The 25,229-nt window shown below is 60.3% G+C and carries 22 protein-coding genes; 11 read left to right on the forward strand and 11 right to left on the reverse strand.

Going from position 1 to position 25,229, the window contains the following annotated elements; translation table 11 throughout:
* Positions 1 to 6: 6 nt before the first annotated feature.
* Entirely contained in the window at positions 7 to 2,271 is a 2,265-nt protein-coding gene (locus K0B93_RS14525; protein WP_219867874.1) for a galactose oxidase-like domain-containing protein, read from the reverse strand.
* A gap of 106 nt (positions 2,272 to 2,377) precedes the next feature.
* Positions 2,378 to 4,396 (reverse strand): DNA helicase Rep, encoded by a 2,019-nt coding sequence (gene rep / locus K0B93_RS14530; protein WP_219867875.1) that lies wholly within the window; start codon positions 4,394 to 4,396, stop codon positions 2,378 to 2,380.
* A gap of 144 nt (positions 4,397 to 4,540) precedes the next feature.
* Between rep and K0B93_RS14535 the strand changes: the two genes are divergently transcribed.
* The 4 genes from K0B93_RS14535 (at position 4,541) to rmf (ending at position 10,624) form a co-directional block, all read left to right on the forward strand.
* Positions 4,541 to 6,277 carry a GGDEF domain-containing response regulator gene (locus tag K0B93_RS14535; protein WP_219867876.1) on the forward strand — a complete coding sequence of 579 codons (1,737 nt, stop codon included), beginning with the start codon at positions 4,541 to 4,543 and terminating at the stop codon, positions 6,275 to 6,277.
* A 55-nt stretch (positions 6,278 to 6,332) separates the two neighbouring features.
* On the forward strand, positions 6,333 to 8,672 hold the full coding sequence (locus tag K0B93_RS14540) for a Tex family protein (RefSeq protein WP_219867877.1): 2,340 nt from the start codon (positions 6,333 to 6,335) through the stop codon (positions 8,670 to 8,672).
* A 68-nt stretch (positions 8,673 to 8,740) separates the two neighbouring features.
* The gene (gene gshA, locus K0B93_RS14545) at positions 8,741 to 10,300 is read left to right on the forward strand and encodes a glutamate--cysteine ligase (protein WP_219867878.1); all 1,560 of its coding nucleotides are present in this window, start codon (positions 8,741 to 8,743) and stop codon (positions 10,298 to 10,300) included.
* 111 nt (positions 10,301 to 10,411) lie between these two features.
* Positions 10,412 to 10,624 (forward strand): ribosome modulation factor, encoded by a 213-nt coding sequence (gene rmf / locus K0B93_RS14550; RefSeq protein WP_219867879.1) that lies wholly within the window; start codon positions 10,412 to 10,414, stop codon positions 10,622 to 10,624.
* Positions 10,625 to 10,642: 18 nt separating this feature from the next.
* Here rmf and K0B93_RS14555 read toward each other — a convergent pair whose 3' ends face one another.
* Positions 10,643 to 11,083: a flagellar basal body-associated FliL family protein gene (locus K0B93_RS14555; protein ID WP_219867880.1), complete on the reverse strand. Its 441-nt coding sequence runs from the start codon at positions 11,081 to 11,083 to the stop codon at positions 10,643 to 10,645.
* Positions 11,084 to 11,206: 123 nt separating this feature from the next.
* On the opposite strand from K0B93_RS14555, the gene K0B93_RS14560 reads away from it, so the two are divergent.
* Positions 11,207 to 11,713 (forward strand): disulfide bond formation protein B, encoded by a 507-nt coding sequence (locus K0B93_RS14560; RefSeq protein ID WP_219867881.1) that lies wholly within the window; start codon positions 11,207 to 11,209, stop codon positions 11,711 to 11,713.
* A 102-nt stretch (positions 11,714 to 11,815) separates the two neighbouring features.
* The gene (rsd, locus tag K0B93_RS14565; RefSeq protein ID WP_219867882.1) at positions 11,816 to 12,295 is read left to right on the forward strand and encodes a sigma D regulator; all 480 of its coding nucleotides are present in this window, start codon (positions 11,816 to 11,818) and stop codon (positions 12,293 to 12,295) included.
* A gap of 78 nt (positions 12,296 to 12,373) precedes the next feature.
* Here the strand turns inward: rsd and K0B93_RS14570 are convergent, their stop codons facing one another.
* From K0B93_RS14570 to K0B93_RS14580, 3 genes are all read right to left on the reverse strand, one after another.
* Complete coding sequence (locus K0B93_RS14570) at positions 12,374 to 13,105, reverse strand: FKBP-type peptidyl-prolyl cis-trans isomerase (protein WP_219867883.1); 732 nt, start codon at positions 13,103 to 13,105, stop codon at positions 12,374 to 12,376.
* Positions 13,106 to 13,229: 124 nt separating this feature from the next.
* The gene (locus tag K0B93_RS14575) at positions 13,230 to 13,613 is read right to left on the reverse strand and encodes a DUF4124 domain-containing protein (RefSeq protein ID WP_219867884.1); all 384 of its coding nucleotides are present in this window, start codon (positions 13,611 to 13,613) and stop codon (positions 13,230 to 13,232) included.
* Positions 13,610 to 14,167: a TIGR02444 family protein gene (locus K0B93_RS14580; protein WP_219867885.1), complete on the reverse strand. Its 558-nt coding sequence runs from the start codon at positions 14,165 to 14,167 to the stop codon at positions 13,610 to 13,612. The genes K0B93_RS14575 and K0B93_RS14580 overlap by 4 nt, the downstream gene beginning before the upstream one ends.
* Positions 14,168 to 14,213: 46 nt before the next feature.
* Between K0B93_RS14580 and K0B93_RS14585 the strand changes: the two genes are divergently transcribed.
* Positions 14,214 to 16,163, forward strand: coding sequence for an ATP-binding cassette domain-containing protein (locus K0B93_RS14585; protein WP_219867886.1), 1,950 nt, complete (start codon positions 14,214 to 14,216; stop codon positions 16,161 to 16,163).
* A 6-nt stretch (positions 16,164 to 16,169) separates the two neighbouring features.
* Here K0B93_RS14585 and ppx read toward each other — a convergent pair whose 3' ends face one another.
* The gene (gene ppx / locus K0B93_RS14590; RefSeq protein ID WP_285368608.1) at positions 16,170 to 17,696 is read right to left on the reverse strand and encodes an exopolyphosphatase; all 1,527 of its coding nucleotides are present in this window, start codon (positions 17,694 to 17,696) and stop codon (positions 16,170 to 16,172) included.
* A gap of 246 nt (positions 17,697 to 17,942) precedes the next feature.
* On the opposite strand from ppx, the gene trxA reads away from it, so the two are divergent.
* Positions 17,943 to 18,269, forward strand: a complete 327-nt coding sequence (trxA, locus tag K0B93_RS14595) for a thioredoxin TrxA (RefSeq protein ID WP_012139190.1) — start codon at positions 17,943 to 17,945, stop codon at positions 18,267 to 18,269.
* Positions 18,270 to 18,387: 118 nt separating this feature from the next.
* On the opposite strand, the gene K0B93_RS14600 is transcribed toward trxA, so the two are convergent.
* The 4 genes from K0B93_RS14600 to moaB are packed head-to-tail and all read right to left on the reverse strand — an operon-like array spanning position 18,388 to position 20,938.
* Entirely contained in the window at positions 18,388 to 18,834 is a 447-nt protein-coding gene (locus K0B93_RS14600; RefSeq protein ID WP_219867887.1) for a molybdenum cofactor biosynthesis protein MoaE, read from the reverse strand.
* Position 18,835: 1 nt separating this feature from the next.
* The gene (gene moaD / locus K0B93_RS14605) at positions 18,836 to 19,111 is read right to left on the reverse strand and encodes a molybdopterin converting factor subunit 1 (RefSeq protein ID WP_219867888.1); all 276 of its coding nucleotides are present in this window, start codon (positions 19,109 to 19,111) and stop codon (positions 18,836 to 18,838) included.
* Positions 19,112 to 19,113: 2 nt separating this feature from the next.
* A complete protein-coding gene (gene glp, locus K0B93_RS14610; RefSeq protein WP_219867889.1) occupies positions 19,114 to 20,328 on the reverse strand; it encodes a gephyrin-like molybdotransferase Glp in 1,215 nt (404 codons plus the stop codon).
* Between the two features lie 37 nt (positions 20,329 to 20,365).
* Complete coding sequence (moaB, locus tag K0B93_RS14615; RefSeq protein WP_219867890.1) at positions 20,366 to 20,938, reverse strand: molybdenum cofactor biosynthesis protein B; 573 nt, start codon at positions 20,936 to 20,938, stop codon at positions 20,366 to 20,368.
* A 366-nt stretch (positions 20,939 to 21,304) separates the two neighbouring features.
* Here moaB and rho point away from each other — a divergent pair, with 366 nt between their 5' ends.
* The 3 genes from rho (at position 21,305) to K0B93_RS14630 (ending at position 25,219) form a co-directional block, all read left to right on the forward strand.
* Positions 21,305 to 22,567: a transcription termination factor Rho gene (gene rho / locus K0B93_RS14620; protein WP_219867891.1), complete on the forward strand. Its 1,263-nt coding sequence runs from the start codon at positions 21,305 to 21,307 to the stop codon at positions 22,565 to 22,567.
* A 159-nt stretch (positions 22,568 to 22,726) separates the two neighbouring features.
* Positions 22,727 to 24,214 (forward strand): 4-hydroxy-3-polyprenylbenzoate decarboxylase, encoded by a 1,488-nt coding sequence (gene ubiD, locus K0B93_RS14625; RefSeq protein ID WP_219867892.1) that lies wholly within the window; start codon positions 22,727 to 22,729, stop codon positions 24,212 to 24,214.
* Between the two features lie 12 nt (positions 24,215 to 24,226).
* Entirely contained in the window at positions 24,227 to 25,219 is a 993-nt protein-coding gene (locus tag K0B93_RS14630; RefSeq protein WP_219867893.1) for a 2Fe-2S iron-sulfur cluster-binding protein, read from the forward strand.
* Positions 25,220 to 25,229 lie beyond the last annotated feature (10 nt).

Here is a 25,229-nt window from a genome sequence, read left to right on the forward strand (position 1 = left end):
CCCGGGTCAGAGGATCTCAAGCGTCGATTCGATGATGCCGTCTTCGGTTGTGGTGTCACTGGCCATCCGGGGCGGCGCCATACATTCGAGGCTTTCATTAACCACCGTGATCGGTGCGGATACCGAGGGTACCCGGCCTTCCGGCGTATCCTTGCTCACGAACAGCATGTACTCGCCCGCCGGCACCACGTTGTGGTTGTCGGGCATGGTCAGGGTCACCTTGTTGCCTGCCTGCTTCTCCATCTTCAGCTCGATGGCGCGCTGGTCGCCGTCGACGACGTGGGTCATCACGGTCCGACGGATCAGCAGTGCCTTGTCGATGGCGTCCGCCTGGTCAACTTTGACATTGAAGCGGTCACCGATGGTCAGGTTGCCTGGTGCGCTCTGGATCTGCGGACGATCATTGCGCATGGCATAGGGCGGGGTGTAGATCTCGAAGCTGGGATCCCGACCGTCATAGGGCGCCAGTCCGAAGTCCTGCAGATCGACAAACGTCAGGTACGCAGTGTTGATCGGTGAGTGCCCGGCGATCATCACGCGGCCATCTTCCATCAGCACGGCGGTGTTGTGATAGGTGCGGGACCGGTGTCCCGTTGCCATCTCGGTCCAGGTGCCAGTTTCCGGGTCGAAGCGTTCCGCGGTACGGATCGGACCTTCCAGGCCCGGTGCCACTACGCCGTCCCGGTTGCCACCACTGAAGACCATGACGCTGCCATCCGGCATCAGCACGTTGGTGCCATACCAGCGTGGCTGGTTCAGCGGTCCGGTCAGCCGCGACTCATAGTCAATTGCATCACCGTTGGTGGTGATGCTGTCAATCCGGCTCTGGTCGGTCGGCAGGTAGCCTCCGGGGTTGGTCAGCAACGCGTAGCTGGGAACGCCACCGGCCGTCAGCAGCTCGACCTCGGTGTATTCGCCGTTGGTGTCCGGCGCCAGTGGCAGCATGGTCGAGGAGGTGGAACCCCGCATGCCACCGGCTATGGCCATCCGCAGTTCTTCCTCGGTGACGCCGAGCTCGGCCGCGCTTTCCAGCAAGTCCGCAGGTGATTCAAGCACGTCGCCAATCAGGGATACGGCCTGTTCCAGGGAGGCGTTGGTGACGTTCAGGGTGCTGCTGAGCTGGCTCAGGCCGGCCTCATCCAGTCGCAGGGGCAGGCCGGCATAGCTGATGTCGGTCCAGCGCTGGGTCTCGGGATTGAAGCTGGCCACGATGTTCCACAGTGCCTGGTCGTACCCCTGACCAAACGGGTTAAAGGCCTGGCCGCCGGCGTTGTAGAAGACGTGGCCGTTGGGCAGCAGGTGCATGCGCGGGTAGAGCGGCAGTGACCGGTCGGCGGTGGACGGGTTCTCCGACCAGGTGCCGGCGCAGGGGTTGTAGGTCTCGGTCTGCACCACGTTGCGGCCGCTGTTCAGGGGCTCGTCCGGATACACGGGCTTGAGCAGCTTGGTCACGCCGCTGGCGACGAAGACGTCGCCGCTGCCCATGGTGACCAGTGACGGATACCAGCGGCCGTAGGTCATGTCGCCACTCTGGCTCCAGGTGTTGGTCTCCTCATCGAAAATCCGGGAGTTCTTGATGCCCTCAAGTTCGGCAACGCCAAGAGGCAGGCCGTCGACGCCCGGTTCGGAATAGTAATCGGTGCCACCGACGGCCATCACGTTACCATTTGCCAGACCGATGACGTCCGAGCAGAACAGGGCGCCATCGTTTTTGCTGGTGTTGTCGGCGGTATCAATGGCGCCGTCCAGTTCGGTGCCGTCCAGCAGGGTTTCGCTGTCGTTGCCGTCGGGGTTGGCCCCGGCGTCCAGAGGTGAGGGTTTGAGCCAGGAGGGGGTGTCGTTTTCATCCAGTGACAGTACCCGCGTCTGGTCGTTGACTGACACCTCGCCGAACTCGGCGACGATCGACAGTTCCACGTTTTCCGTCCCTTCCAGGGCATTCAGGTAGAGCAGGCGCCCGTCCTTGAGAAGCGCTATGGTGCCGGCGGCGGGCTTGCACTCGTCGAGTCCGTCCTCACGGGTGATGCACTTTTCATCGGTTCTGACCGCTTCGCCGTCCACAATGATGGTGGGCTCCGCAAAAGGTTCGCTGAAAGTACCCTTGCCATCGTAGCTGGCCTCGAACGTGGGTTCTTCGGTCTGGGTCGTGGTGTCTTCAGTCGATCCGTCCAACAGTCCGCCGAGGAGGCCGGCGCTGACCGTGGTCGACCCGGCCGCCAACAGCAAAAAGGATCCGGTGACGTGCGAGATTCGCTTCGGTATTCGGGACATTGTTGTCCTCCTGATCTTGTTGTTGTGGAAACGGGATTCAGGGTCCCGTCTGCTACAACGGATCAGGCTTCCGGACAGATGCAGTAAATGTGAAAAAAGGTAAAAATCAGTTCCCGAGGTCGCCAAGCAACGCGCTGAGCGTGGCCTTGCCCTTCTTCTGGTTGGCCTCGACATCCAGGTCGCCCTGGCCTTCCCATTTAAGGTCCTCCTCGGGAAGCTCATCCAGAAACCGGCTGGGAATGGTCTCGATCTTTTCGCCGTACTGTTTCCGGGCGGCGGCGTAGGTCAGCGTCAGGGTTTCCCGGGCCCGGGTGATGCCCACGTACATCAACCGTCGTTCTTCCTCGATGTTGCCTTCTTCAATACTGCTCCGGTGGGGAAGGATTTCCTCCTCCAGGCCCATGATGAACACATGGGGGAACTCAAGCCCTTTCGAGGCGTGCAGGGTCAGTAGCTGGACTTTGTCGCTGTCGTCTTCCTCCTCCCGCTGTTCCATCATGTCCCGGAGGATGAGCTTGGTGATGGCATCTTCTATGCCCAGCTCGTCTGCCGTGCCCTTGCCATCGTCCAGCATGCGCTGGATCGACTCCACCAGATACCAGATGTTCTCCATCCGGCGTTCAGCCTGCTTGGGGGTGCCCGAGTGCTGGTGCAGCCATTCCTCGTATTCGATGTCGGTGAACAGTTGCTTGATGACCGGAATCGGGTTTTCGCTGAACAGCCTCTCGCAGGTGGCGTCGACCCAGTGGGCGAACCGGCGCAGGCGGTCCAGGCCTTTCTCGGTCACGTGGGTCTCCGCGCCCATGTCACCCAGGGCTTTGAACAGGCTGACGTTGCGGGCGCGGGCGTAATGACTGAGCTGCTCCAGCGTGCGCGGGCCGATTTCCCGGCGCGGCACATTGACCACCCGCAGGAAGGCGGCGTTGTCGTCCGGGTTGATCATAAGGCGCAGGTAGGACATGGCGTCCTTGATCTCGTTCTTGGAGAAAAACGACTGCCCACCGGAGATCCGGTAGGGGATCTGATAGGCCTGGAGCTTCATCTCCAGCAGGCGGGCCTGGTGGTTGCCCCGGTACAGCACCGCGAAGTCCCGGAATTCGAGGCCCTGCCTCAGCTTCTGGTCGAGAATTTCCGTTGCCACACGCTCGGTTTCGGCGTCCTCATTCCGGCAGCGGACAATTCGGATCTCCTCGCCGATGGTGTGGTCACTCCACAACGCCTTCTCGAACACGTGGGGGTTGTTGGCGATCACGGTGTTGGCACTGCGCAGGATGCGCGCGGTGGAACGGTAGTTCTGCTCCAGTTTGACGATCCTGAGGCTCGGGAAGTCTTCTTTCAGCTGCGCCAGGTTCTCCGGTCGAGCCCCGCGCCAGGCATAAATGGACTGGTCATCGTCACCCACGACGGTAAAGGCGGCCCTTTCGGCCACCAGCAGCTTGACCAGTTCGTACTGGCAGACGTTGGTGTCCTGGTACTCATCCACCAGCATGTACCGAATCTTGCGGCGCCACTTGGCCAGGATGTCCGGTTGCGTGCGAAAGAGCTGCACCGGCAGCAGGATCAGGTCGTCGAAGTCGACGGCGTTGTAGGCTTTCAGGTATTCGTTGTATTTGCCGTAGACCAGGGCAATGCGCTGTTCCCGCTCGTCGGCGGCCTTGCTCCGGGCTTCGGCCGGCCCTCGCATGGCATTCTTCCAGGACGAGATGGTCATCTGGACATCGTTGAGTTCGTCGCCGGCCTCGGTGCTGCCTTCCCGGAGCATCAGGTCCTGCAGCAGCGCCTTGGCGTCCTCGGCGTCAAAGATCGAAAACCCGGGGTGATAGCCGAGGTGGGCATGCTCCTCCCGGATCATGTTCAGGCCAAGGTTGTGGAACGTTGAGACAATCAGGCCCCGGGTGAGCTTGCGATCGACAATCCGTCCGACCCGCTCTTTCATCTCCCGGGCAGCCTTGTTGGTGAAGGTCAGGGCAGCGATGTGCCGGCCCGGAATGCCCAGTTGCTCGATCAGATAGGCAATCTTCCGGGTGATAACACTGGTTTTGCCACTGCCGGCACCAGCGAGGACGAGCAGGGGTCCGTCGGCGTAGCGTACCGCTTCACTTTGTCGGGGATTGAGCTTGTTCACAAATAATGGGCCAGAATGGAACGAAATGGGCGTTTGCGTCGTCTGCTCTATTCTACACGAGCGTGCCTTTCTGTACCTTGCTGATCTATCGGCTATCCTAGGTAGGACGGATTTGGTCGTTCACGCAAAAATGGATTCTGATTAATGACATTGCCACTGGAGACGATTAGCCCAAGCCCGCTGCGTCTGTTGGTTCTTGTCCCGGATTATTCGGATTTTCTGTGGCTCAACGATTTCCTGTCCCGCGATCCTGAATTTGACCCCGACGCCACCTGGTGCCCGGATCTCATCGATTGTGACGATCTGATCCGCAACGCAAGTTTCGATGTCATTATCTGGGATTGCGTCTTCCACGGTGGGTCCGAATCCGCCTTTCTGCAGTACCTCGCGGTTGGCAGCAATGAAAAGCCGGTACTGGCGCTGAGTGCCGAACCGGCTGACGAGCGGGCGTCGGAACTGATTGCCGCCGGCGCCGGGGACTACCTGAGCCGGCAGGCACTCGATCACTGGAGTCTCCGCCGGGCGGTCCGGAGCCTCTGGTTTCGGGGGCAGCTGGCCGAGTCGGCCCACGGGCAGCTGGGGCGCGACGTCGCCACCGGTTTCATTAACCGGGATCTGTTTTTCGACCGGCTGCAGCAATCGTTGATGCGGGCAGAGCGGGGCGGCCAGCGCCTGGCGCTGCTGCACCTCAATATCGATGACTTCCGCAGTATCAATGAGTCCTTCGGCTACCAGAAGAGCGACCAGTTGATGATGAAATTGGCGGAGCGCCTGCGCCATACCCTTCGGCGGGTGGATTCGTTGATGCGAATTGGCGGCGATGAACTGGCCATCATCGTCGAAAAAGTGGAAGACTCGCTGGATATTACCCAGATCATTCGCAAAGTGGTCACGATTCTGGATGAGCCGGTGACCATTGACGGCCAGGCCATCGGGGTGAATGCCAGTCTCGGAGTCGCTACCTTCCCCGAGGCGGGCGACAGCGCCGAGAACCTCATGCGGCGCGCCAACCGGGCCATGTTCGAAGCCAAGCGCGATCCCGGGACCAGTTATCGCTTTTACGATCGCCACCTGCACATCTCGGCGGGTTATCAGCTCCGGCTTGAAGCCGACCTGCGCAGTGCCCTCCGGGGCAAGGAATTGGAACTCTATTACCAGCCGCGAATTGATCTGGCCACGGAGGAGGTTCGGGGGGTGGAGTGCCTGTTGCGCTGGAACCATCCGGAGCGCGGCCTGGTCGGACCGGACGAGTTTATTCCGGTCGCGGAACGCAGTGGCCTGATCGTGCCCATTGGCTACTGGGTCATAGAGCAGGCGTGCAAGCGGCTTCAGGACTCGGTGGAGCTGGGCTTTCCGGGTCTGGTGTTTGCGGTCAATCTGTCGTTTCGCCAATTCCACGACCGCAAGATGACGGAGACTATCTTCCGGATCATCTTCAATGCCAACGTCGATACGAGCCTGCTGGAACTCGAACTCACGGAGAGTGCGATGATGCACGATCCGGAATACGCCCGGCGGTGCCTGCGGGAACTGAACCAGCTCGGCATCAGCTTCGCGCTGGACGATTTCGGCACCGGCTTCTCGTCGCTGAGCAACCTCCAGCATCTGCCCATTTCCCTGGTCAAGATCGACAAGTCCTTCGTGCAGGAGCTGGGCCAGTCGGCCGACGCGGAACACATCATCCGGGCCATCATCAGCCTGGCCCACAGTCTGCAGATCAGCGTGGTAGCCGAGGGCGTGGAAACCGAGGGTCAACTGGAATTCCTGCGCCAGCAGCATTGTGATGAAATCCAGGGGTACTATTACGCCCGCCCCATGCCCTGGAACGAGCTTGTTCAATTTCTGCGCAGTCGCGGACAGGCCGCTTGCCTGCAGCGATAAGCCGCTGTACCTTTCCTCCTTTAATTCGATACCAATCTTATTTTACCGAGGTTGCATGAACAGTATTTCCAGGCGCATAGCCGAAGAACTTGGCGTACGCGAGCAGCAGGTCAATGCCACCGTCGAACTGCTCGACGAAGGGGCAACCGTTCCGTTTATCGCCCGTTACCGGAAAGAGGTCACCGGTTCGCTGGATGACAGTCAGCTGCGCAATCTGGAAGAGCGGTTGCGCTATCTGCGCGAGCTTGAGGATCGTCGGTCCACCATCCTTAACAGCATCGAGGAACAGGGCAAACTGACCGATGAGCTGCGCGCCAGCATCAACGATGCCGATACCAAGAACCGTCTGGAAGACCTGTACCTGCCGTACAAGCCCAAGCGTCGCACCAAGGCACAGATTGCCCGGGAAGCCGGACTGGAGCCGCTGGCCGATGCCCTTTATGACGACCCGACTCTGGATCCGGAGGCCACGGCGCAGGGGTACCTCAACAAGGACGCGGGTGTGGAGGATACCAAGGCGGCGCTGGACGGCGCCCGCTACATCCTGATGGAACGGTTCGCCGAGGACGCGGAGTTGCTGGGCAGCCTGCGCGATTTTATCTGGCAGCAGGGCCAATTGAAGGTGTCGGTGATCGAGGGCAAGGAAAACGAGGGCGCCAAGTTCCGGGATTACTTCGACCACGTGGAGCCTCTGAAAAAAGTGCCGTCGCACCGGGCCCTGGCCATTCTACGGGGCCGGAACGAAGGTATCCTGGCCTACAACCTTGTGGTTGGCGACACCGAGGACGATCGCCGACAGCCGCACCCGGCCGAACAGCGCATCGCCGCGCACTGGCATATCCGGGATAACGGCCGGGCGGCCGACAAATGGCTGTCGGAAGTGGTGCGCTGGACCTGGCGGGTGAAGCTCTCAACCCAGATTGAAACCGACCTGATGGCCCAGGTGCGCGAAGCCGCCGAGACCGAGGCCATCAATGTCTTTGCCGCCAATCTAAAAGATCTGCTGCTGCTCGCGCCGGCCGGGCCGCGCCCGACCCTTGGCCTCGATCCGGGTCTGCGAACCGGGGTGAAAGTGGCGGTGATCGACGGCACCAGTCAGGTGGTGGGCCATGGAGCGATCTATCCCCATGCCCCCAAGAACCAGTGGGACCAGTCCATCGAGCAGCTGGCGAAATGGTGTCGTGACTACAGGATCGAGCTGGTTGCCATCGGAAACGGCACCGCCTCACGGGAAACCGAGAAGCTGGTCGCCGACCTGTGCAAACGCTATCCGGAGCTGAAGCTGGCGCGGATCGTGGTCAGCGAGTCCGGCGCGTCAATCTATTCCGCCTCGGAATTCGCCTCCCGGGAACTGCCGGATCTGGATGTCACCATCCGCGGCGCGGTCTCCATTGCCCGTCGTCTGCAGGATCCGCTGGCGGAACTGGTGAAGATCGAACCGAAGTCCATCGGGGTGGGCCAGTACCAGCACGACGTTTCCCAGGTTCAGCTGTCCCGCAGCCTCGATGCTGTCGTCGAGGACTGTGTAAACGGCGTGGGCGTGGATCTGAACACTGCCTCCGTGCCGCTGCTGGCGCGTGTCTCCGGCCTGAACCAGAGCATCGCCCAGAATATCGTGGACTTCCGCAGCCAGAACGGCCTGTTCAACAACCGCAAACAACTGCTGAAAGTGTCGCGCCTCGGGGACCGCACCTTCGAGCAGGCCGCCGGTTTCCTGCGCATTGCCGGTGGTGACAATCCCCTGGATCGCTCGTCGGTGCATCCGGAGGCCTACGGTGTGGTTGAGGCCATTGCCGCCAAGAATAATCGCAAGGTGGACGATATTGTCGGCGATTCGGCCTTCCTGCGCGGGCTGAACCCGAGCGATTACGTGACTGACCAGTTTGGTGTCCCGACCATCAAGGACATCATCGCCGAACTGGAGAAACCGGGCCGGGACCCACGTCCGGAATTCCGGTTCGCCAGTTTCGAGGAAGGGGTGGAAACCCTCAGTGATCTGGAGCCCGGCATGGTGCTGGAAGGTTCGGTCACCAACGTCACCAATTTCGGGGCATTCGTCGACATCGGGGTGCATCAGGATGGGCTGGTGCACATTTCCGCGCTGTCGCATACTTTCGTGAAAGACCCGAGGGAAGTGGTTAAAGCCGGAGACATCGTCAAGGTCAAGGTCATGGACGTGGATATCCCCCGTAAACGGATTGCCCTGTCCATGCGTATGGATGACCAGCCAGGTGAGAAAAATGACGGTAAGTCCGCCGGAGCCGGACGTGGCCGCGCCGACCACAAACCCGGTGGCCGGAACCCGCGGTCCGGTGGTGGGCAAAAACAGCAACAGGGTGCCATGGCCGGCGCCCTGGCCCAGGCCCTGGCTTCGGCCCGCAAGGATAATCGTTAACCGGTTTTCCATCTATCCATCGGCCGGCACCGCTCACGAGGCAGTGTCGGCTGCAGCAGGAGTTCACCATGGCTGAATCCCGCCATTCCGTTTTTCGTCAGTTCGCCTCCAGCGACTGGCGTGGCTTCCTGAAAGGTGTAGAGAAGGAAGGTCTGCGCGTCGACCGCAACGGCTTCATCGCCCAGACACCGCACCCGGAAGCCCTCGGCTCGACCCTGACCCATCCACGCATCACGACGGATTACTCCGAGGCCCTGCTGGAACTGATTACGCCGGTATGCAGCAGCACCGGAGAAATGCTGGAGTCGCTGCGCAATATCCATCGGTTCGTTCAACAGAACCTCGGGGACGAGGTGTTCTGGGCGGCCAGCATGCCCTGTGAACTGGATGGCGACGCCAGCATTCCCATTGCGGAGTACGGCTCCTCCAACATTGGCCGCCTCAAGCACGTCTATCGCCAGGGTCTGGCAGTGCGTTACGGCAGGATGATGCAGAGCATTGCCGGGGCTCATTACAACCTCTCGCTACCGGACAGTTTCTGGCAGACCTGGCAGGCGGCGCTGGGCAATGGTCAGAGCCTGAAGGACTTCAAATCCGACGAATATTTCTGGTTGATCCGCAATTTCCGCCGCCGGAGCTGGTTGTTGATGCTGCTTTTCGGGGCGTCTCCCGCGCTGGACGCCAGTTTCGTTGCCGGCGTGAATCATGACCTCAGCCGGTTCGACAACCGGACCTGGTATGGCGAGAGCGCCACGTCCCTGAGGATGGGGGATCTCGGGTACCATAACAACGCCCAGGCCTCCCTCAACATCTGCTTCAACGAACTGAGCACCTACACCCAGACTCTGGACCGGGCAATCCACACGCCCTGGCCGGCCTACGAAACCATCGGCACCCGCCGGGGCGACGAATTCATCCAGATCAACACCAGCGTGCTGCAGATCGAGAACGAATACTACAGCGCGGTTCGGCCCAAGCGGACGACCGAGCGTGAGGAAAAACCAATCCAGGCCCTTGAGACTCGCGGCGTGGAATACATTGAAGTGCGTTGCCTGGACCTCGACCCGTTCTCGCCGGTGGGGGTCAACCAATCCCAGATCGATTTTCTGGACCTGTTCCTGCTCGACTGCCTGTTGACGGATAGCCCGCGGATTGGTGATGCCGAGTGCGAACGCCTGGACGACAACTACAAGGACGTGGTAGCAAAGGGACGCAATCGGGAGCTCACCCTGTGCCGGGGTGGAACGCGGGTCCCCGTGGGCGAGGCGGCAGCCGAGGTGTTTGATCAGCTCGAGCCCCTGGCGGATCTGCTGGACAGCTGGAACGGTGGGGAAACCTACCGCAGCGCACTGGCGGCGCAGCGCCGGAAACTGCCTGAAAACGCGAGTTGGCCGGTGCCTTCCTCCGAGGTGGTGGAGGCAATGCAGCAGTCTGGCCTGGGGCACCGGGATTGGGTGATGGAACAGTCGCGCCAGCATCAACAGGTTCTCCGTGAGGAAGGGCTTGATGCCGATGTGCTTGCAGCCTTCAGGACCATGACAACGGAATCCCTGGCCGAGCAGAAAGCCATGGAAGACGCTGAGAATCAGCCGTTTGGCGATTTCCTGGAGCAGTATCTGAAGTCGTGACCGCCGGTTTCACAGCCGGTTCGGACCTGACTCACAGAATCTGAACAAAAGTTTGTCAGTCCCCGGGTCTGCTGTTAGCTTTTGTTACCAAAGGAGCAAGGAGATATTGTCGTGGCAAGGGACATGAAGCTCGGTTGGGACGTGGAAGCACTGAACAAGGCATACCGCCAGGGATATATGGCGGCCTCCATGGGCATGGATAAGACTCGATGCCCCTATCGGGGCGAGGTGGTTATCGCGGCCTGGGAGGCGGGCTGGGACGACGCCGATCACGCCGTGCAGCGGGACCGGTCCGGCGACGACCTGTTTTCCCGGATTGCCTGACCCCGGTTAAGCCCCAAGCTATTTCTGCACGACGAATTCCGTGAACAGTACACCGGTGATGCTTTCGCCGGTCTGCTGCTCTTCCAGTACCTGATTGATCCGCGTTTTCGCCTCGTCCCGCAAGGCCTGCTGCCCGGCCGTAGCGGTCAGCTGATCCACATCGGTCTGTTCACCAAACAGCATCACCAGCTCGTGACGCAGTCTTGGCATGTGCGCTTCGACTGCTGGCCGGGCGCCGGTGCTGGCCACCCTGAGGCTCACCGAGGCTTTCAGGTAGGTGACCTTGTTGCCTGGCATGCCGACGTGCGTCACGAAGGGCGGATCCATGGCGATGTAATCGGTAATGCCCGCCTCCTCGACAACCTCTTCGTCCCTGGGCTCTTCCGCGTGCAGCGATGCGGCGCCAAACGAACACAGGAAAAACAGCAAAGTCAGAACGGGTTTTGGCTGAAGTCTCATAGGCTTGAAGTTGTTGATGGTTTAGGGTTTAGTGGCGAGTCAGCAGTGACGTCGCCGTTCGGACCGAGAATAGCAGGCCCGGTGCGTGGATGCAGTTTCAATTGATCAAACCGAGGTGTTCTTTTGACTAGTAGGTGGGTGTTCGGACTAATTTTTGTGGTGTGTGCCGGGTTATTGGGCGTCGCGTTCTACATGGAGCATGTGATGGGGCTGGAGCCCTGTCCGTTGTGCTGGCTGCAGCGTTTCGGGTTCATGGGCGCCGGACTGGTCAGCCTGCTGGCGGTACTGCACGGTCCGACAGGGTTCGGGGTCCGTATCTACGGTTTGTTACTGGCTCTGACGGCCGGCGCTGGCCTGGGCGTGGCAGGCCGGCAACTCTGGCTGCAGAGTCTGCCAGCAGACCAGGTGCCCGCCTGCGGCCCCTCGGTGGATTACATGCTGGAGGTGCTGCCGTTTTTTGAGGTACTTTCGACTGCCCTTAAAGGGACGGGCGATTGCGCCGAAGTGGTCTGGCGCTTCATGGGATTGAGCATTCCGGGCTGGACAGCGGTGTTCTTCAGCCTGCTGGTGGTTGCCGGGTTGGTCCTGCTGTTTCGACAGCCAAAACCGCGAAACTGGATTGCCGGCTGAAACGGTTGCGGCGGACCGCAGGCATGGGGTAAGTTGAAATCCACCTGACAAGAAACGAGACCGAGACAGAAGATCCGGGTTACCGATTGGAGAACAGGCGCCATGTTGGAAAATTGCCGAAATGCCAGGGAACGTTGGGGCGGCGTCAGCGAGCTCATTGATCGCTGGCTCAAAGAACGTCAGGAATTGCTGGTCCATTACTGTGAACTGTCCGGGGAGAGTGATTTTTCCCAGACCGAGGCCCTGAAAGAAAAGTTTGTGCGTCTGTGTGAGGTTCTGGTGGATTACGTGTCTACCGGCCATTTCGAGATCTACGAACAGCTGGTCCGGGAGGCCCGCGAGTTCAACGATGGCGGCCTTGAGCTGGCTGCCAAGGTCTACCCGCGAATCGAGCAGACCACCGAGGTGGCGTTGAATTTCAACGATCGGTTAGACGGTCGTGAACTGTCTGAGCAGGATATCAAGTCTTTGTTCGACGAACTGTCGAAGCTGGGTGAAACCCTGGAAAGCCGCTTCGAAATGGAAGATTTTCTGATCGAACACCTGCACAACGTGCATGCGGGCAAGGTGGCGTCCGCCTGATCACGTCGCCCACGCGCCAGGGCAAAAAAAAAGCCTCAGCACCGGTAACCGGACTGAGGCTTTTTTGATGGCTGCGGGTTATTCCGAAGCGGCGTCTTCGTCTGCCTGCGGGTTGATGTCCAGCAGTTCAACATCGAAGACCAGGGTCTCGTTCGGACCGATGGCGCGGTTGCCGCCCGGGCCGTAGGCGAGTTCGGACGGAATGTAGAGCTTGTATCGGGCACCTTCGTTCATCAGCTGCAGACCTTCAGTCCAGCCAGGAATGACCTGGTTCAGGGCAAAAGTGACCGGCTCGCCCCGTTCGCGGGAGCTGTCGAAAACCTCACCGGACAGCAGTTCGCCTGTATAATGGACCTGCACGGTATCGGTGGCGCCAGGCTTCTCGCCGGAACCCTCTTCGAGAACCTCAAACTGCAGGCCTGAATCGGTGGTCTCCACTTCCTCGCGGTTGGCGTTTTCAGCCAGGAAAGCTTCGCCGGCCTCTTTGTTCTTCTGGGCCAGCTCTTCCATCTGCTGGGACTGCTTCTGCTGCATCTCCTGCTGATAGGCCATCAGCGCCTGCTGAATTTCCTCGCGGCTCATGCGCTGGGCTTCTTCATCACCGGCGTGGCCATGCTGGATACCCTGGAGGAACTGGTCCATCTGCAGGTCCGGAAGATCATTGCTCATACGTTCACCGAGCACCAGTCCCATACCGTAGCTGACTTTCTGGTCGGTGGATTCCAGTTTCGGCTCTTCCGGGGTTTCCGGCGGAGTTGAGCAGCCAGCGACGATGCCGGTCATTGCCAGCGCAAGCAGTGTTTTCTTCATTGCTTCATCCTTTGACGTATGTGCAGGGGCGCTTGCCCCGAAAGGTGTATGTCAGAACGCAGAAGGTAACGGGTTCTGGCGGCAGTTGCCACTGAACATGTGTTAAGAAACCGGACGGTTCTGGTCAGCTGCCGTTAACGCCGGCAGTCGGGCCCAGCGAGAAGGGGGCCCTGTAGGGCGACTGCCAGTCGGTTTCCGGGTCCGCGGCATGGTTCCGAGACAGTTCCTTTTCCGGACGTTCGATAGCCAGCGTGTTCCATGGGCCATTGGCCGGTGGCTGGTCTGCATAGTGCCAGCTACCGTCGGTGTCCTGCCATTTGAACACGATGTCGGGTCCGTCCGTTGTTATCGGAGATGGAACCAGGCCCTCAAAGGCCGGGATCTCCGGCTGTGTCTCTTCGGCGACCGGCTCGGAAACCTGTTCCGGAGCGTTGAGGCCAAAGAAAATCAGCAACAGCAGCAGGCCCAGGGCCGGGAACGAGAGCCGGATAAGCCATTTCATCATCATGGCTGGAATTCTCCCTTGGAGACGTCGGCCAGCGCACCGGCCAGTGTATTCAGTAAAGGCTCCACACTTCCGGCATCGACCGTTGTGGGGGCGGCAGCCTCAAGATTCGCATGGATCAGATGTTCGCGTCCGTGCATATCTCCGGTTTCCGGGTTGTTGGTCATCAGTGTCTGCCAAGCCAGTGCCAGTTCGATGCGTTCCGCGTCCAGCTCCAGGCCAGCGACGCCCTGTCGCAGTTTGTTCAGGTCCGTACTTGCCTTTGGAAGCAATTTCCGAACGGTTCGCAAGGCACCGGTTACATGATTGCGCCACTCTGTTACCGTAGCGTCCTCTGAGCCAGTATACGTTCGGCCGTTCAGCGCCAACCACGAGGCACACAGGATTCGGGTAACGCTCCAGCCCTGAAATTGCAGTGCCAGGCAGGCTTCCTGAACGCCCGCCTTTTGCCAGAACGTGAGAGCAAAACGCCATAACGGGCTATCTGGTTCCAATTGTTCTGGAATTTTCAGGTGTTCTGCCGGGATTTCGGTGTGGCTCTCGGGTAAAACCGGCATGACAACCAAGCCTTCTCTCACAACTGTACGTTGATAAAATGAACTCATGTTAACGATAACCGATCTCAGTTTACAACGGGGCGGCGTCTGGTTGCTACAGTCGGTCGACCTCACTGTCCAGCCCGGTCAGCGTGTGGCTATTGTCGGCGCCAATGGCGCCGGAAAATCCAGTCTGTTCCAGCTGTTGCTGGGGCAATTGGCGCCGGAACAGGGCAGCGTTTCGTTGCCGGGCGGCTGCCGGATCGCGCACATGGCCCAGGAAGTCGAAGCCTCGGGGCGAAGCGCCCGGGACTTTGTCCTGGACGGAGATCTTGATCTTCGGCGCCTTGAATCGGAACTGGCCGACGCCGAAGCCCGTGGCGATGACCATGCCCAGGCCCGGATTCATGGGGAACTGGACGTCCACGAGGCCTGGTCAGCCCCCCGCCGGGCCGACGCCCTGCTGCGTGGCCTTGGTTTTTCGGATCAGGACACCGGCCGGCCAGTGTCAGCGTTCTCCGGTGGCTGGCGCATTCGCCTCAACCTTGCCCAGGCGCTGATGCGGCCCTCGGATCTGTTGCTGCTGGATGAGCCAACCAACCACCTGGACCTGGATGCCTGCCTGTGGCTGGAGAACTGGCTCCGCCGATACCCGGGCACTCTGCTGTTCATTTCCCATGACCGGGATTTCATGGATCGGGTGGCCACGCATGTGGTGCACTTCGACCGCCGTCAACTGGAGCTTTACACTGGCAATTACACGGCCTTCGAGGGGCAGCGTAGCGAGCGGTTGGCCCAGCAGCAGGCCGGTTTCGAGCGCCAGCAGGCCCGAATTGCTGAAATCCAGCGCTTCATTGACCGTTTCAAGGCCAAGGCGACGAAGGCCCGGCAGGCCCAGAGCCGCGTCAAGGCCCTCGAACGCATGGAGCGCATCGCGCCTGCCCACATTGATTCGCCATTCAGTTTCGAGTTTCCGGTTGCGGACAAAGTCTCCAACCCGTTGCTGTCCATCCGCAACGGTCAGGCTGGCCATGGCAAGGAACCCATTATCGATGGTATTAACCTTACCCTGTTGCCCGGCAGCCGAATTGGCCTTTTGGGCCCAAATGGAGCGGGCAAGTCCACGCTGATGGACGGCCTGCGGGGCGAGAGCACCTTGCTCGCTGGAGAGCGGACCTGTGGCGAACATCTGGCCATCGGCTATTTCGCCCAGCATCAGCTCGAATCCCTCGACCTTGATGCCAGTCCCTTTCTGCATTTGCAGCGACTGGCACCGAAAGCCTCCGAGCAGAGCATTCGCAATTTCCTCGGAGGATTCGATTTTCACGGTGATGAGGCGCTGAGCCCCATTCGCTCGTTTTCCGGTGGCGAGAAAGCCCGGGTGGCACTGGCGGTGATCGCCTGGCAGAAACCGAACCTGTTGCTGCTGGATGAGCCGACCAACCACCTGGACCTGGAGATGCGCCAGGCCCTGACCATGGCCTTGCAGAACTTTGAGGGCGCCATCGTGGTGGTTTCCCACGATCGTCACCTGTTGCGCAACACGGTTGATGAGTTCTGGCTGGTCAACGACGGTAGGGTCACTGAATACGAGGGTGACCTCGAGGATTACGAGCGCTGGCTGGCCGACCGTCGCAAAGATGATGGTGAGGCTCCCAGGCGGCGGGACGATAACGCCCAGGCGTCGGCCGCGGTTCAGCCGGAGGCCGCCATCGGCGAGAGCGCGGAAGACAGGAAAGCGCGAAAGCGGGCTGAGGCGGCCCTCCGACAAAAACTCAGTCCCTATCGCAAGCAGCAGTCAGCGCTGGAAAGGGACATGGATAGCCTGCAGCGAACGTTGAAGGCGCTTGAGGCGGATCTTGCCAATCCGCAGCTCTATGAAGCTGGCGGAAAGGCGATGCTGCAGGAGCTACTGGGCAAGCAGGCAGAGGCCAAGGGGCGCCTGGAGGAGGTCGAGGCTCAGTGGCTGGAGGTGAGTGAAGCGGTTGAATCCCTGGAAGGGGAACTGACGGGCTAGGCTCCGTCAGTCTCCGGCTATGTGCAGTTCGAAATCCTGTTTGGACAGGTAATCGCGCTCGTTTTCCAGATCGGCCCGTGTGAGCGGGCGATCGTCCAGCCAGCCTTCGGCAAACTCAAGTATCAGCTTGTTGTCGTGGGCGTGCAAGGTGAAGTCGGGCGGTGATTCCAGGTTGCGGGGGTGTTGTATCAACACGGCGAGCCGCACGAGCACGCACAGGTAACGCAGTCGGGTCCGGTCTTCTGGATCCAGGCCCTCGAAGATGGCCGGAGAAAACTTGCGCCGGTGGCCGCGCACAAGCGTCGCCAGATCGCGCTGGAACTGCTGGCTGAAGCCGGGCAGGTCCGAATAGCGGAGCAGATAGGCGCCGTGTTTGTGATACTGGCTGTGCGAGATGGTCAGGCCGATTTCGTGCAGACGGCAGGCCCAGCGAAGTACTTCCTCGTCGCTGGCGGTTCGCAGGCCCCAGGTGTCGGCCACCTGCTGCCAGGCCGCCACGGCAGTCGCCTCCACGGCAGCCCCGTGCTCCTGGTCAACGTGGTAGCGTTCCTGCAGTGCCGAGATCGTTCGCTCGCGCACGTCTTCATGGCGGATGCGACCAGCGATGTCGTACAGCAGGCCCTCCCGGAGAGCGCCGTCGGCAAACTCCATTTCCTCGATACCCAGGGACTGGAAGGCCGCCATGAGGATGGCAAAGCCGGCCGGAAAGATGCTCTGGCGGTCTGAACGCACCCCGAGGTCACCCAGTTTTTCGGTCTTGCCCATGTCCACCAGCCGTTTGCGGAGTTCCTGCATCCCCATCATGGTGATCGTGCCATCGGATATCTTGAGGGTGGCCAGGGCGCTGGCAATGGCCTTGATGGAGCCGGAGGAGCCGACCGCACTCTGCCAGCCGATGGAGCGGAAGTGACGGCGAATGTTCAGCAGTTCCAGTTCCGCGTGGGTGATGGCCTTGTCCATCTGCCGGCGGGTGATCTTGCCATCGGGGAAATAGCGGTTCCGAAACGAGACGCAGCCCATGTGCAGGCTCTCGAGTTCCTGGGGCTCAAAGCGCTGGCCGATGATAAATTCGGTGCTGCCGCCGCCTATATCAATGACCAGTCGGCGACCGATGTCGTCCGACAGGGTGTGCGACACTCCCAGGTAAATCAGGCGGGCTTCTTCCCGTCCGGCGATGATCTCTACCGGGTAGCCCAGAACCTCTTCGGCCCGGTCCATGAACTCCCCCGCATTCCGCGCCACCCTCAGGGCATTGGTGCCAACGATCTGGACCGATTCCGGCGGCATGCCTTTCAGGCGTTGGGCAAAGCGGCTGAGGCACGCCAGGCCGCGGTCCTGGGCTTCGGGCGTCAGGCGATTTAGTTCATCGAGTCCGGCGCCAAGCTGAACCTTCTCCCCCATCTTTTCCAGGGTGCGGATCTCTCCGTGCACCAGTCGGGCAACGACCATGTGAAAGCTGTTGGAGCCCATATCGATGGCTGCAAGAACCTCCGACGAGGGGGCAGCGTTTTCGGCAGTGGATGCGGCCGTCACGTTGGTCGAAATCCTTTTAAGGTTAGCGTTCGCGCTACTATAAGCGAAATCCCTCAGGGCTGTCAGTAACGCACGGCGGATCTACTGCTTCACATACTGCGGACCAATCGCGTAAAGTAGGCCCTATCTCGATTAGGGTGAAAGGTTGCCGGTCTCGTGGCCGCCTTTCAGCGAAGTGAACAGCGCCCTGCCGCAGTATGACAAACAGGCTGGCATGACGTGGGGCGCACGAATCAGGAAAAGGTAATGAGCGGAAATATCGTAAACGTAACCGACGCTTCTTTTGAGCAGGACGTACTGCAGTCCGACGTTCCCGTACTGGTTGACTACTGGGCGGAGTGGTGTGGCCCCTGCAAGATGATTGCTCCGGTACTGGAAGAAATTGCCGACGAGTACGATGGCAAGCTGAAGATCTGCAAGCTGAACATCGACGAGAACGAGCAGACTCCGCCCAAGTTCAACATCCGTGGTATCCCGACCCTGATGCTGTTCAAAAACGGTAATGTCGATGCGACCAAGGTGGGCGCCCTGTCCAAGTCGCAGCTGGCGGCCTTCCTGGACAGCAATCTCTGATTGCGGACCGGTTGAATAAAACCGCCCCTGAGCGAAGGCTCACGGGCGGTTTTTTGTGTCTGTGACAACGCCATTGCGGGGCAGTCGATGGGGTGGTGTGCTGTGTCGAGGTGGTCGGTTAGTCCCAGGTTTTACTGCGAGCGACATCGGATGCCTTCTGTTCGACCCAATGCTCGCCTGATGCGGTCATTTCTTTTTTCCAGAAGGGCGCCGATGTTTTCAGTGCGTCCATGACAAACTGGCAAGCGGCAAATGCATCCTCCCGGTGGGCGCTGCAGACCCCGACAAACACAATCTGGTCCTGCAGCGCCAGGTGGCCGATCCGGTGAATGACCCGGGCTTTCCGCACGTTCCAGCGTGTCGACGCTTCTTCAATCAGGGCGCCAATTACCTGTTCAGTCATCCCGGGGTAGTGCTCCAGGTAGAGCCCCGTCACGCCTTTCATGTCTCCGCTGTCCCGGACCAGCCCCGTGAAGGTGGCAATGGCGCCGGTCCCCGCGCCGCTGTCTCGCAAGGCGGCATACTCGGCAGCAGGATCGAAGTCCGCAGTCTGGATCGAAATCATCTTAGCCTCCCGTTACCGGCGGGAAAAACGCGACTTCATCGCCACTCTCAACGGGCGTAGAGGGTTTGGCCATCGTCTGGTTCACCGCAATCATGACCGGCTGGCTGCCCTGAAGCTGCGACCAGGCCCCACCGCGGCGGGCCAGTTCGGCCAGGATCTGGGCAGTGGTCAGTCCCGGCTGCGCCGGCATCGTCAGTTGGTCCGTCCCCAGCTCTTCCCGAAGCCGGGCGAAAAAGCGGACGGTGATGTTGTCTTTGTCTGTTGTCTTTGTGGTCATAATTACGCCAGAAGTTCGTCAAACGAATAAAACGTTATCACATCGCCGGGCCTGACCGGAGTGTTCTCCGGAACCACCGCAAGGCCGTCCGCCCAGCAGGCGGAACTCAGGATCCCGGAACTCTGGTTCGGGTAGGCGGCAATGCAGGCCTGTCCGTCCCGAAGCTCTTTGCGGGCGCGGACAAATTCCCGGCGGATGGAGGTGGCATCGTTCTGGAAGGCGGCGGGCAGCGACTGGCCAGTGAATTCGGTGCGCAGCCGGCCCTGGCACTTGCGTATGAACGGCATGACGATCACCAGGAACGTAACCAGCACTGCGGCCGGGTTGCCCGGCAGGCCCAGGAGCGGAGTGCCCCCGATCTCGCCAAACGCCAGAGGTTTGCCCGGTTTGATGGCCAGGCGCCAGAGCGACAGGGCGTCGGATTCCTCCAGCACGGCCCGCACATGATCCTCTTCGCCCACGGACACCCCGCCGGTGGTGATGATCAGGTCGGCGCTGTCTGCTGCACGTTGCAGCGTTTCACGGGTTGCCTGCCGGGTATCTTCGAGGGATTCGCAGAGGACCACGTCGCAACCCGTGCGCTCAAGCAGGCCGAGCAAGGTAAAACGGTTGGTGTTGTAGATCTGACCCGGTGCCAGCGGCGTGCCCGGATCCACCAGCTCGTCACCGGTGGTCAGGATGGCGACTTTCAGCTTCGACTGCACTCGCACCCGGGCCACGCCCATGGACGCGAGCAGCCCCATTTCCTGCGGGCGGATGACGGTGCCCTGTGCCAGCGCCAGATCGCCTTTTGCCAGATCCTGGCCCCGGCGCCGAATGTTCTGGCCTTCGGCTACCTCCGCCAATACCTGGATGCCAGCATCCCTGATTTCCACCCGTTCCTGCATGACCACCGAATCCGCGCCCTCGGGTATCTCCGAGCCGGTGAAGATTCGTGCCACGGTGCCTTCAGTCAGCGGGCGCGGCGCTTCCCCGGCGGGAATCCGGGCCGAGACTGGCAGCGGTCGTCCGGGCTGCACATCCCGTTGTCTCAGGGCATAGCCATCCACGGCGCTGTTGTCGGCCGGGGGGACGTCGGCCGGAACGGTCTGATCCTCCGCCAGAATGCGGTTCAGGGTCTTGCTCAGGTCGACCGATTCACTTGAGGTCATTGCCGGAGCTCTGGCCAGCAGGTGTGTCAGGGCGTCTTCGAGGGAGATCAGGTTGGGGCCGGCCATCCGGTGTCTACTCCTTGTGGTATTTTGACCTGGGGCGTTACTGTTCGGCGCGGGTGCCAATGATTTCATGCACCCGGTGGTACGACCGTTCCGGTTTGCGCAGCACCAGTGCAGAGAAGTTGCAGGGCCCGTGACGGCTGTCCAGTTGGGAACTCAGTATGCCATTCCAGCCGGTACGGCAGGCTCCGGTTGAGCCTGGCAGGCAGAAAATCACGGTGTGGTTGGCCATGCCCCCGAAGGCCCTGGACTGAATGGTGGATGAGCCGATTTCCGACGCCGACAGGCGCCGGAATTCCTCACCAAAACCTTCAATGGCCTTGTCAAACAGCGGTTCCACGGCCTCGGGAGTGCTGTCACGTTCGTGGAAACCGGTGCCACCGGTGATGATCACGGCGTGAACTCCCCGGTCTGCAATCCAGTTGGCGATCAGGGCCCGCACCAGATAGATGTCGTCCGGCAAGATTCTCCTTGCCACCAACTTGTGACCCGCCTCAATGATGCTGTCTTCAAGAAACTGGCCCGAAGTGTCCTGATCCGGACCCCGGGTGTCCGAGACGGTCAGAAGGGCGATGTTCAGAGGCGTCAGTTCGCTGGTGCTTTCGCTGCTCATGGAGTGGGCTCCGTAGGGTAGTATTGGGCTATAGGTACCAGTATCCGTGTGACGGATGATGATTGGAAGGGGGTACCCCCTCAGTGGGAGTCGCCGGTTCCAAACCGGGGCGCTCAATGAAATTGGCGTTAATTTGGGCAGTGTACTTGACATTCGCCAGTCAGGTGGCCGATGATCGCTTTTGCCCGGCGAACGGTTGTTCCCACTCTCTGGCTTCAGTACCTTAAATTCCGGACTCCATCTACACCCGGTTGCTCCATCTGGCCAGCATCAAGTTCAACGACTTTAATTATTGATCAACTCGTTCAGGGGCACCCCTGTCATCCCATTACCCGTTTACTTCCATTCCTGAAAATTCAACAAACTATGAATCTTACTGAACTCAAGCAGAAATCCATGCCCGAATTGCTCGAAATTGCGCAAGAGATGGGCCTCGATAACCTGGCTCGTTCGCGCAAGCAGGATGTGATCTTCACGATTCTGAAGAAGCATGCCAAGAGCGGCGAAGACATTTACGGTGACGGCGTACTGGAAATTCTGCAGGACGGTTTCGGCTTCCTCCGTTCCGCCGACGCCTCTTATCTGGCCGGGCCTGATGACATTTATGTGTCGCCGAGCCAGATCCGTCGGTTCAACCTGCGTACCGGCGATACCGTTGCTGGCAAGATCCGCCCACCGAAAGATGGGGAGCGTTATTTTGCCCTGTTGAAAGTTAACGAGATTAACTTCGACAAGCCGGACAATGCCCGCAACAAAATTCTGTTTGAAAACCTCACGCCGCTGTTCCCCGAGGAACGCCTGACCCTGGAAGCCGGAAACGGCAGTACCGAGGATCTGTCGTCTCGGGTACTGGATTTGGTGGCGCCCATCGGCAAGGGCCAGCGTGGTCTGATCGTCTCCCCGCCCAAGGCCGGTAAGACGCTGCTGATGCAGAGCATTGCCCAGTCGATCACCCGCAATAATCCCGAGTGCCATGTGATGGTGCTGCTGATTGACGAGCGCCCGGAAGAAGTGACCGAAATGCAACGCACGGTCCGTGGCGAGGTGATCGCCTCGACGTTCGACGAGCCGCCGGCCCGTCACGTTCAGGTCGCAGAAATGGTGATCGAGAAGGCCAAGCGTCTGGTTGAGCACAAGAAAGATGTGGTGATCCTGCTGGATTCCATCACTCGACTGGCTCGTGCCTACAACACCGTTATCCCGTCCTCCGGTAAAGTTCTGACCGGTGGTGTGGATGCTCATGCCCTGGAAAAGCCGAAGCGCTTCTTTGGTGCTGCGCGGAATGTGGAAGAAGGCGGCAGCCTGACCATCCTCGCGACGGCGCTGGTAAATACTGGGTCCAAGATGGACGAAGTTATTTACGAGGAGTTCAAGGGTACCGGCAACATGGAGATCCACCTGGATCGGAAAATCGCTGAAAAGCGGACCTATCCGGCCATCAACATCCGCAGTTCCGGCACCCGCCGGGAAGACCTGCTGATGAGTGAGGCGGACATCCAGCGGGTCTGGATCCTGCGTAAGCTCCTGCACTCCATGGACGACGACACCGCGGCCATCGAGTTCCTGCTGGACAAGCTCAGGGACACCAAGACCAACGACGAGTTCTTCCAGTCGATGAAGCGTCGCTGATTGACGTGCTCCGAAGGGCGGATGCGATTGCGCATCCGCCCTTCGGCACTGACATCCTGAACAGGTTCGCGCCACAAACCTCCTTCCCTCTGTGCGCTCAGCAAAGACATCCAATAACTAGCCAAGCCCGTAAAAAGCCCGAAACCTTCGGAGCACACGATGAAATACAACGACCTGAGAGACTTCATTGACCAGTTGGAAAAACTGGGCGAACTGAAGCGCATCTCTGTTGAAGTTGATCCCCATCTGGAAATGACGGAAATCTGCGACCGCACCCTGCGGGCAGAAGGGCCGGCGTTGCTGTTTGAAAACCCGAAGGGCTATGACATGCCGGTGCTGGCCAATCTGTTTGGCACGCCGAAGCGGGTTGCCCTGGGCATGGGCCAGGAGAACGTCACGGCGCTGCGGGATATCGGCAAGCTGTTGGCGTTCCTGAAGGAACCGGATCCGCCCAAGGGCTTCCGGGATGCCATCGAGAAGCTTCCGCTGTTCCGGCAGGTCATGCGCATGAGCCCGAAGGTGCTCCGCTCGGCGCCCTGTCAGGATGTGGTAATTGAAAAGGATCGGGTGGACCTGTACCAGATTCCGGTGCAGCACTGCTGGCCGGGCGACGCCGGGCCTCTGGTGACCTGGCCGCTGGTGATTACCCGCGGGCCTTACAAGGAGCGGCAGAACCTCGGTATTTATCGCCAGCAGGTGATCGGACGAAACCGCTTGATCATGCGCTGGCTGAGTCATCGGGGTGGCGCCCTGGATTTCCAGGAGTTTCAGAAAGCCAACCCGGGTCAGCCCTATCCGGTCGCGGTGGCGCTGGGGGCGGATCCGGCCACCATACTCGGCGCAGTGACACCGGTACCCGATACCCTCTCTGAGTACGCGTTTGCCGGCCTGCTGCGCGGTAGTCGAACCGAGCTCGTAACGGCCGGTCTGAGCGATTTGCAGGTGCCGGCCAGTGCCGAGATTGTGCTGGAAGGGTTTATTTACCCGGACGATACAGCGCCGGAAGGGCCGTTCGGGGACCACACCGGTTACTACAACGAAGTTGATGAGTTTCCAGTGTTCACGGTTGAGCGGATTACCCATCGCAAGAATCCGATCTACCACAGCACCTACACCGGTCGGCCACCTGACGAGCCAGCGATTCTCGGTGTCGCCCTGAATGAAGTGTTCATCCCGATTCTGCAGAAGCAGTTCCCGGAGATTGTTGATTTCTATTTGCCACCCGAGGGCTGTTCCTATCGCCTTGCAGTGGTGACCATGAAGAAGCAGTACCCCGGCCATGCCAAACGGGTGATGATGGGCGTATGGTCGTTTCTGCGTCAGTTCATGTACACCAAGTTCGTCATCGTCACCGACGATGATGTGAATGCACGGGACTGGAAAGATGTGATCTGGGCAATGACAACGCGCATGGATCCCGCCCGGGATACGATGCTGGTGGAGAGCACACCCATTGATTACCTGGATTTCGCCTCACCGGTGTCCGGGCTGGGGTCCAAGATGGGTATGGACGCCACCAACAAATGGCCCGGCGAGACCGACCGGGAGTGGGGCACGCCCATCACCATGACCGACGGGGTCAAGCAGCGGGTTGATGAGCTTTGGGACAGTCTGGGCATTGAAACCGGCCCCGCTCGCCCCGAGTAAGTGGGCAACGAAGTGTATCGGGTCGTTTTGAAGCCGTCCGGGCTCAGCTATGACGTTGGCCCGGATGACGATCTGCTCAGTGCGGCTGCCCGCGCCGGTATCGACGTACCCGCCGCTTGCCGCAATGGGGTGTGTGAGATCTGCGAAGCCCGGTTACTGGTCGGGGCCGTTCTCAATACCCGAAACCAACAGAAGATTCCGGTCACTGAACGCCTGATGATGTGCAGAAGTCGGGCGTTGGGTGACCTTGAACTGGAGATAAACGCCGTTATGGCCGCCGGAAATATTCAGCCTCGCAAGTTCCAGGCAAAGGTGGTGGACGTCCGGTCCATCAGTCACGACGTGTTCCGTGTGGAGCTCCAGCTTCCTCGGCGTCGGGAACTGTCCTTTCATGCCGGCCAGTACCTGTCCGTGCACCTGCCCGACGCCGATCCCTGCTACTTCTCGATCGCCAGCAGTCCGTCCGAGCAAAACATTGAGCTGCACATCCAGGCGTCGCCGGATTGGGTCTCAGCCCAGAAGGTGATTGATGCCCTGACGACAGGCGGGGAAGTGACTCTGGAGTTGCCCCATGGCAAGGCTTGCCTGGCAGCGGCGCCTGCCAAGCCCTTGCTTCTGGTGGCTGCCGGAACCGGTTTCGCCCAGATGAAGAGTCTGGTGGATTACCTGCGGGGTACCTCCTACGACCAGCCGGTGAAACTATACTGGGGCGTGCGCCGCCACGAGGATATGTACTTGCGGTCCCTGGCCCAGCAATGGGAACAGGACTGGCCCCCGTTCACCTTTTTGCCGGTTGTCGGCGACGATGAGGATAATGACTGGGGTGGCCACCACGATCAGCTGGTGCGGGCCGTATTGGCCTCTGGAATGGACTGGCGCAACGTGGAGGTGCACGCCAGTGGCTCGCCCACGATGGTGTATACCCTGATGGATGCGCTGACCGAGGCTGGCCTGCCGGAAGGGGCGTTCTTTTCGGACGTACTGGAGTACGCGCCCCGTAGTTGATCCGCTACCG

The sequence above is a fragment of the Marinobacter sp. F4218 genome (genome assembly GCF_019443085.1).
Lineage (GTDB): Bacteria > Pseudomonadota > Gammaproteobacteria > Pseudomonadales > Oleiphilaceae > Marinobacter > Marinobacter albus.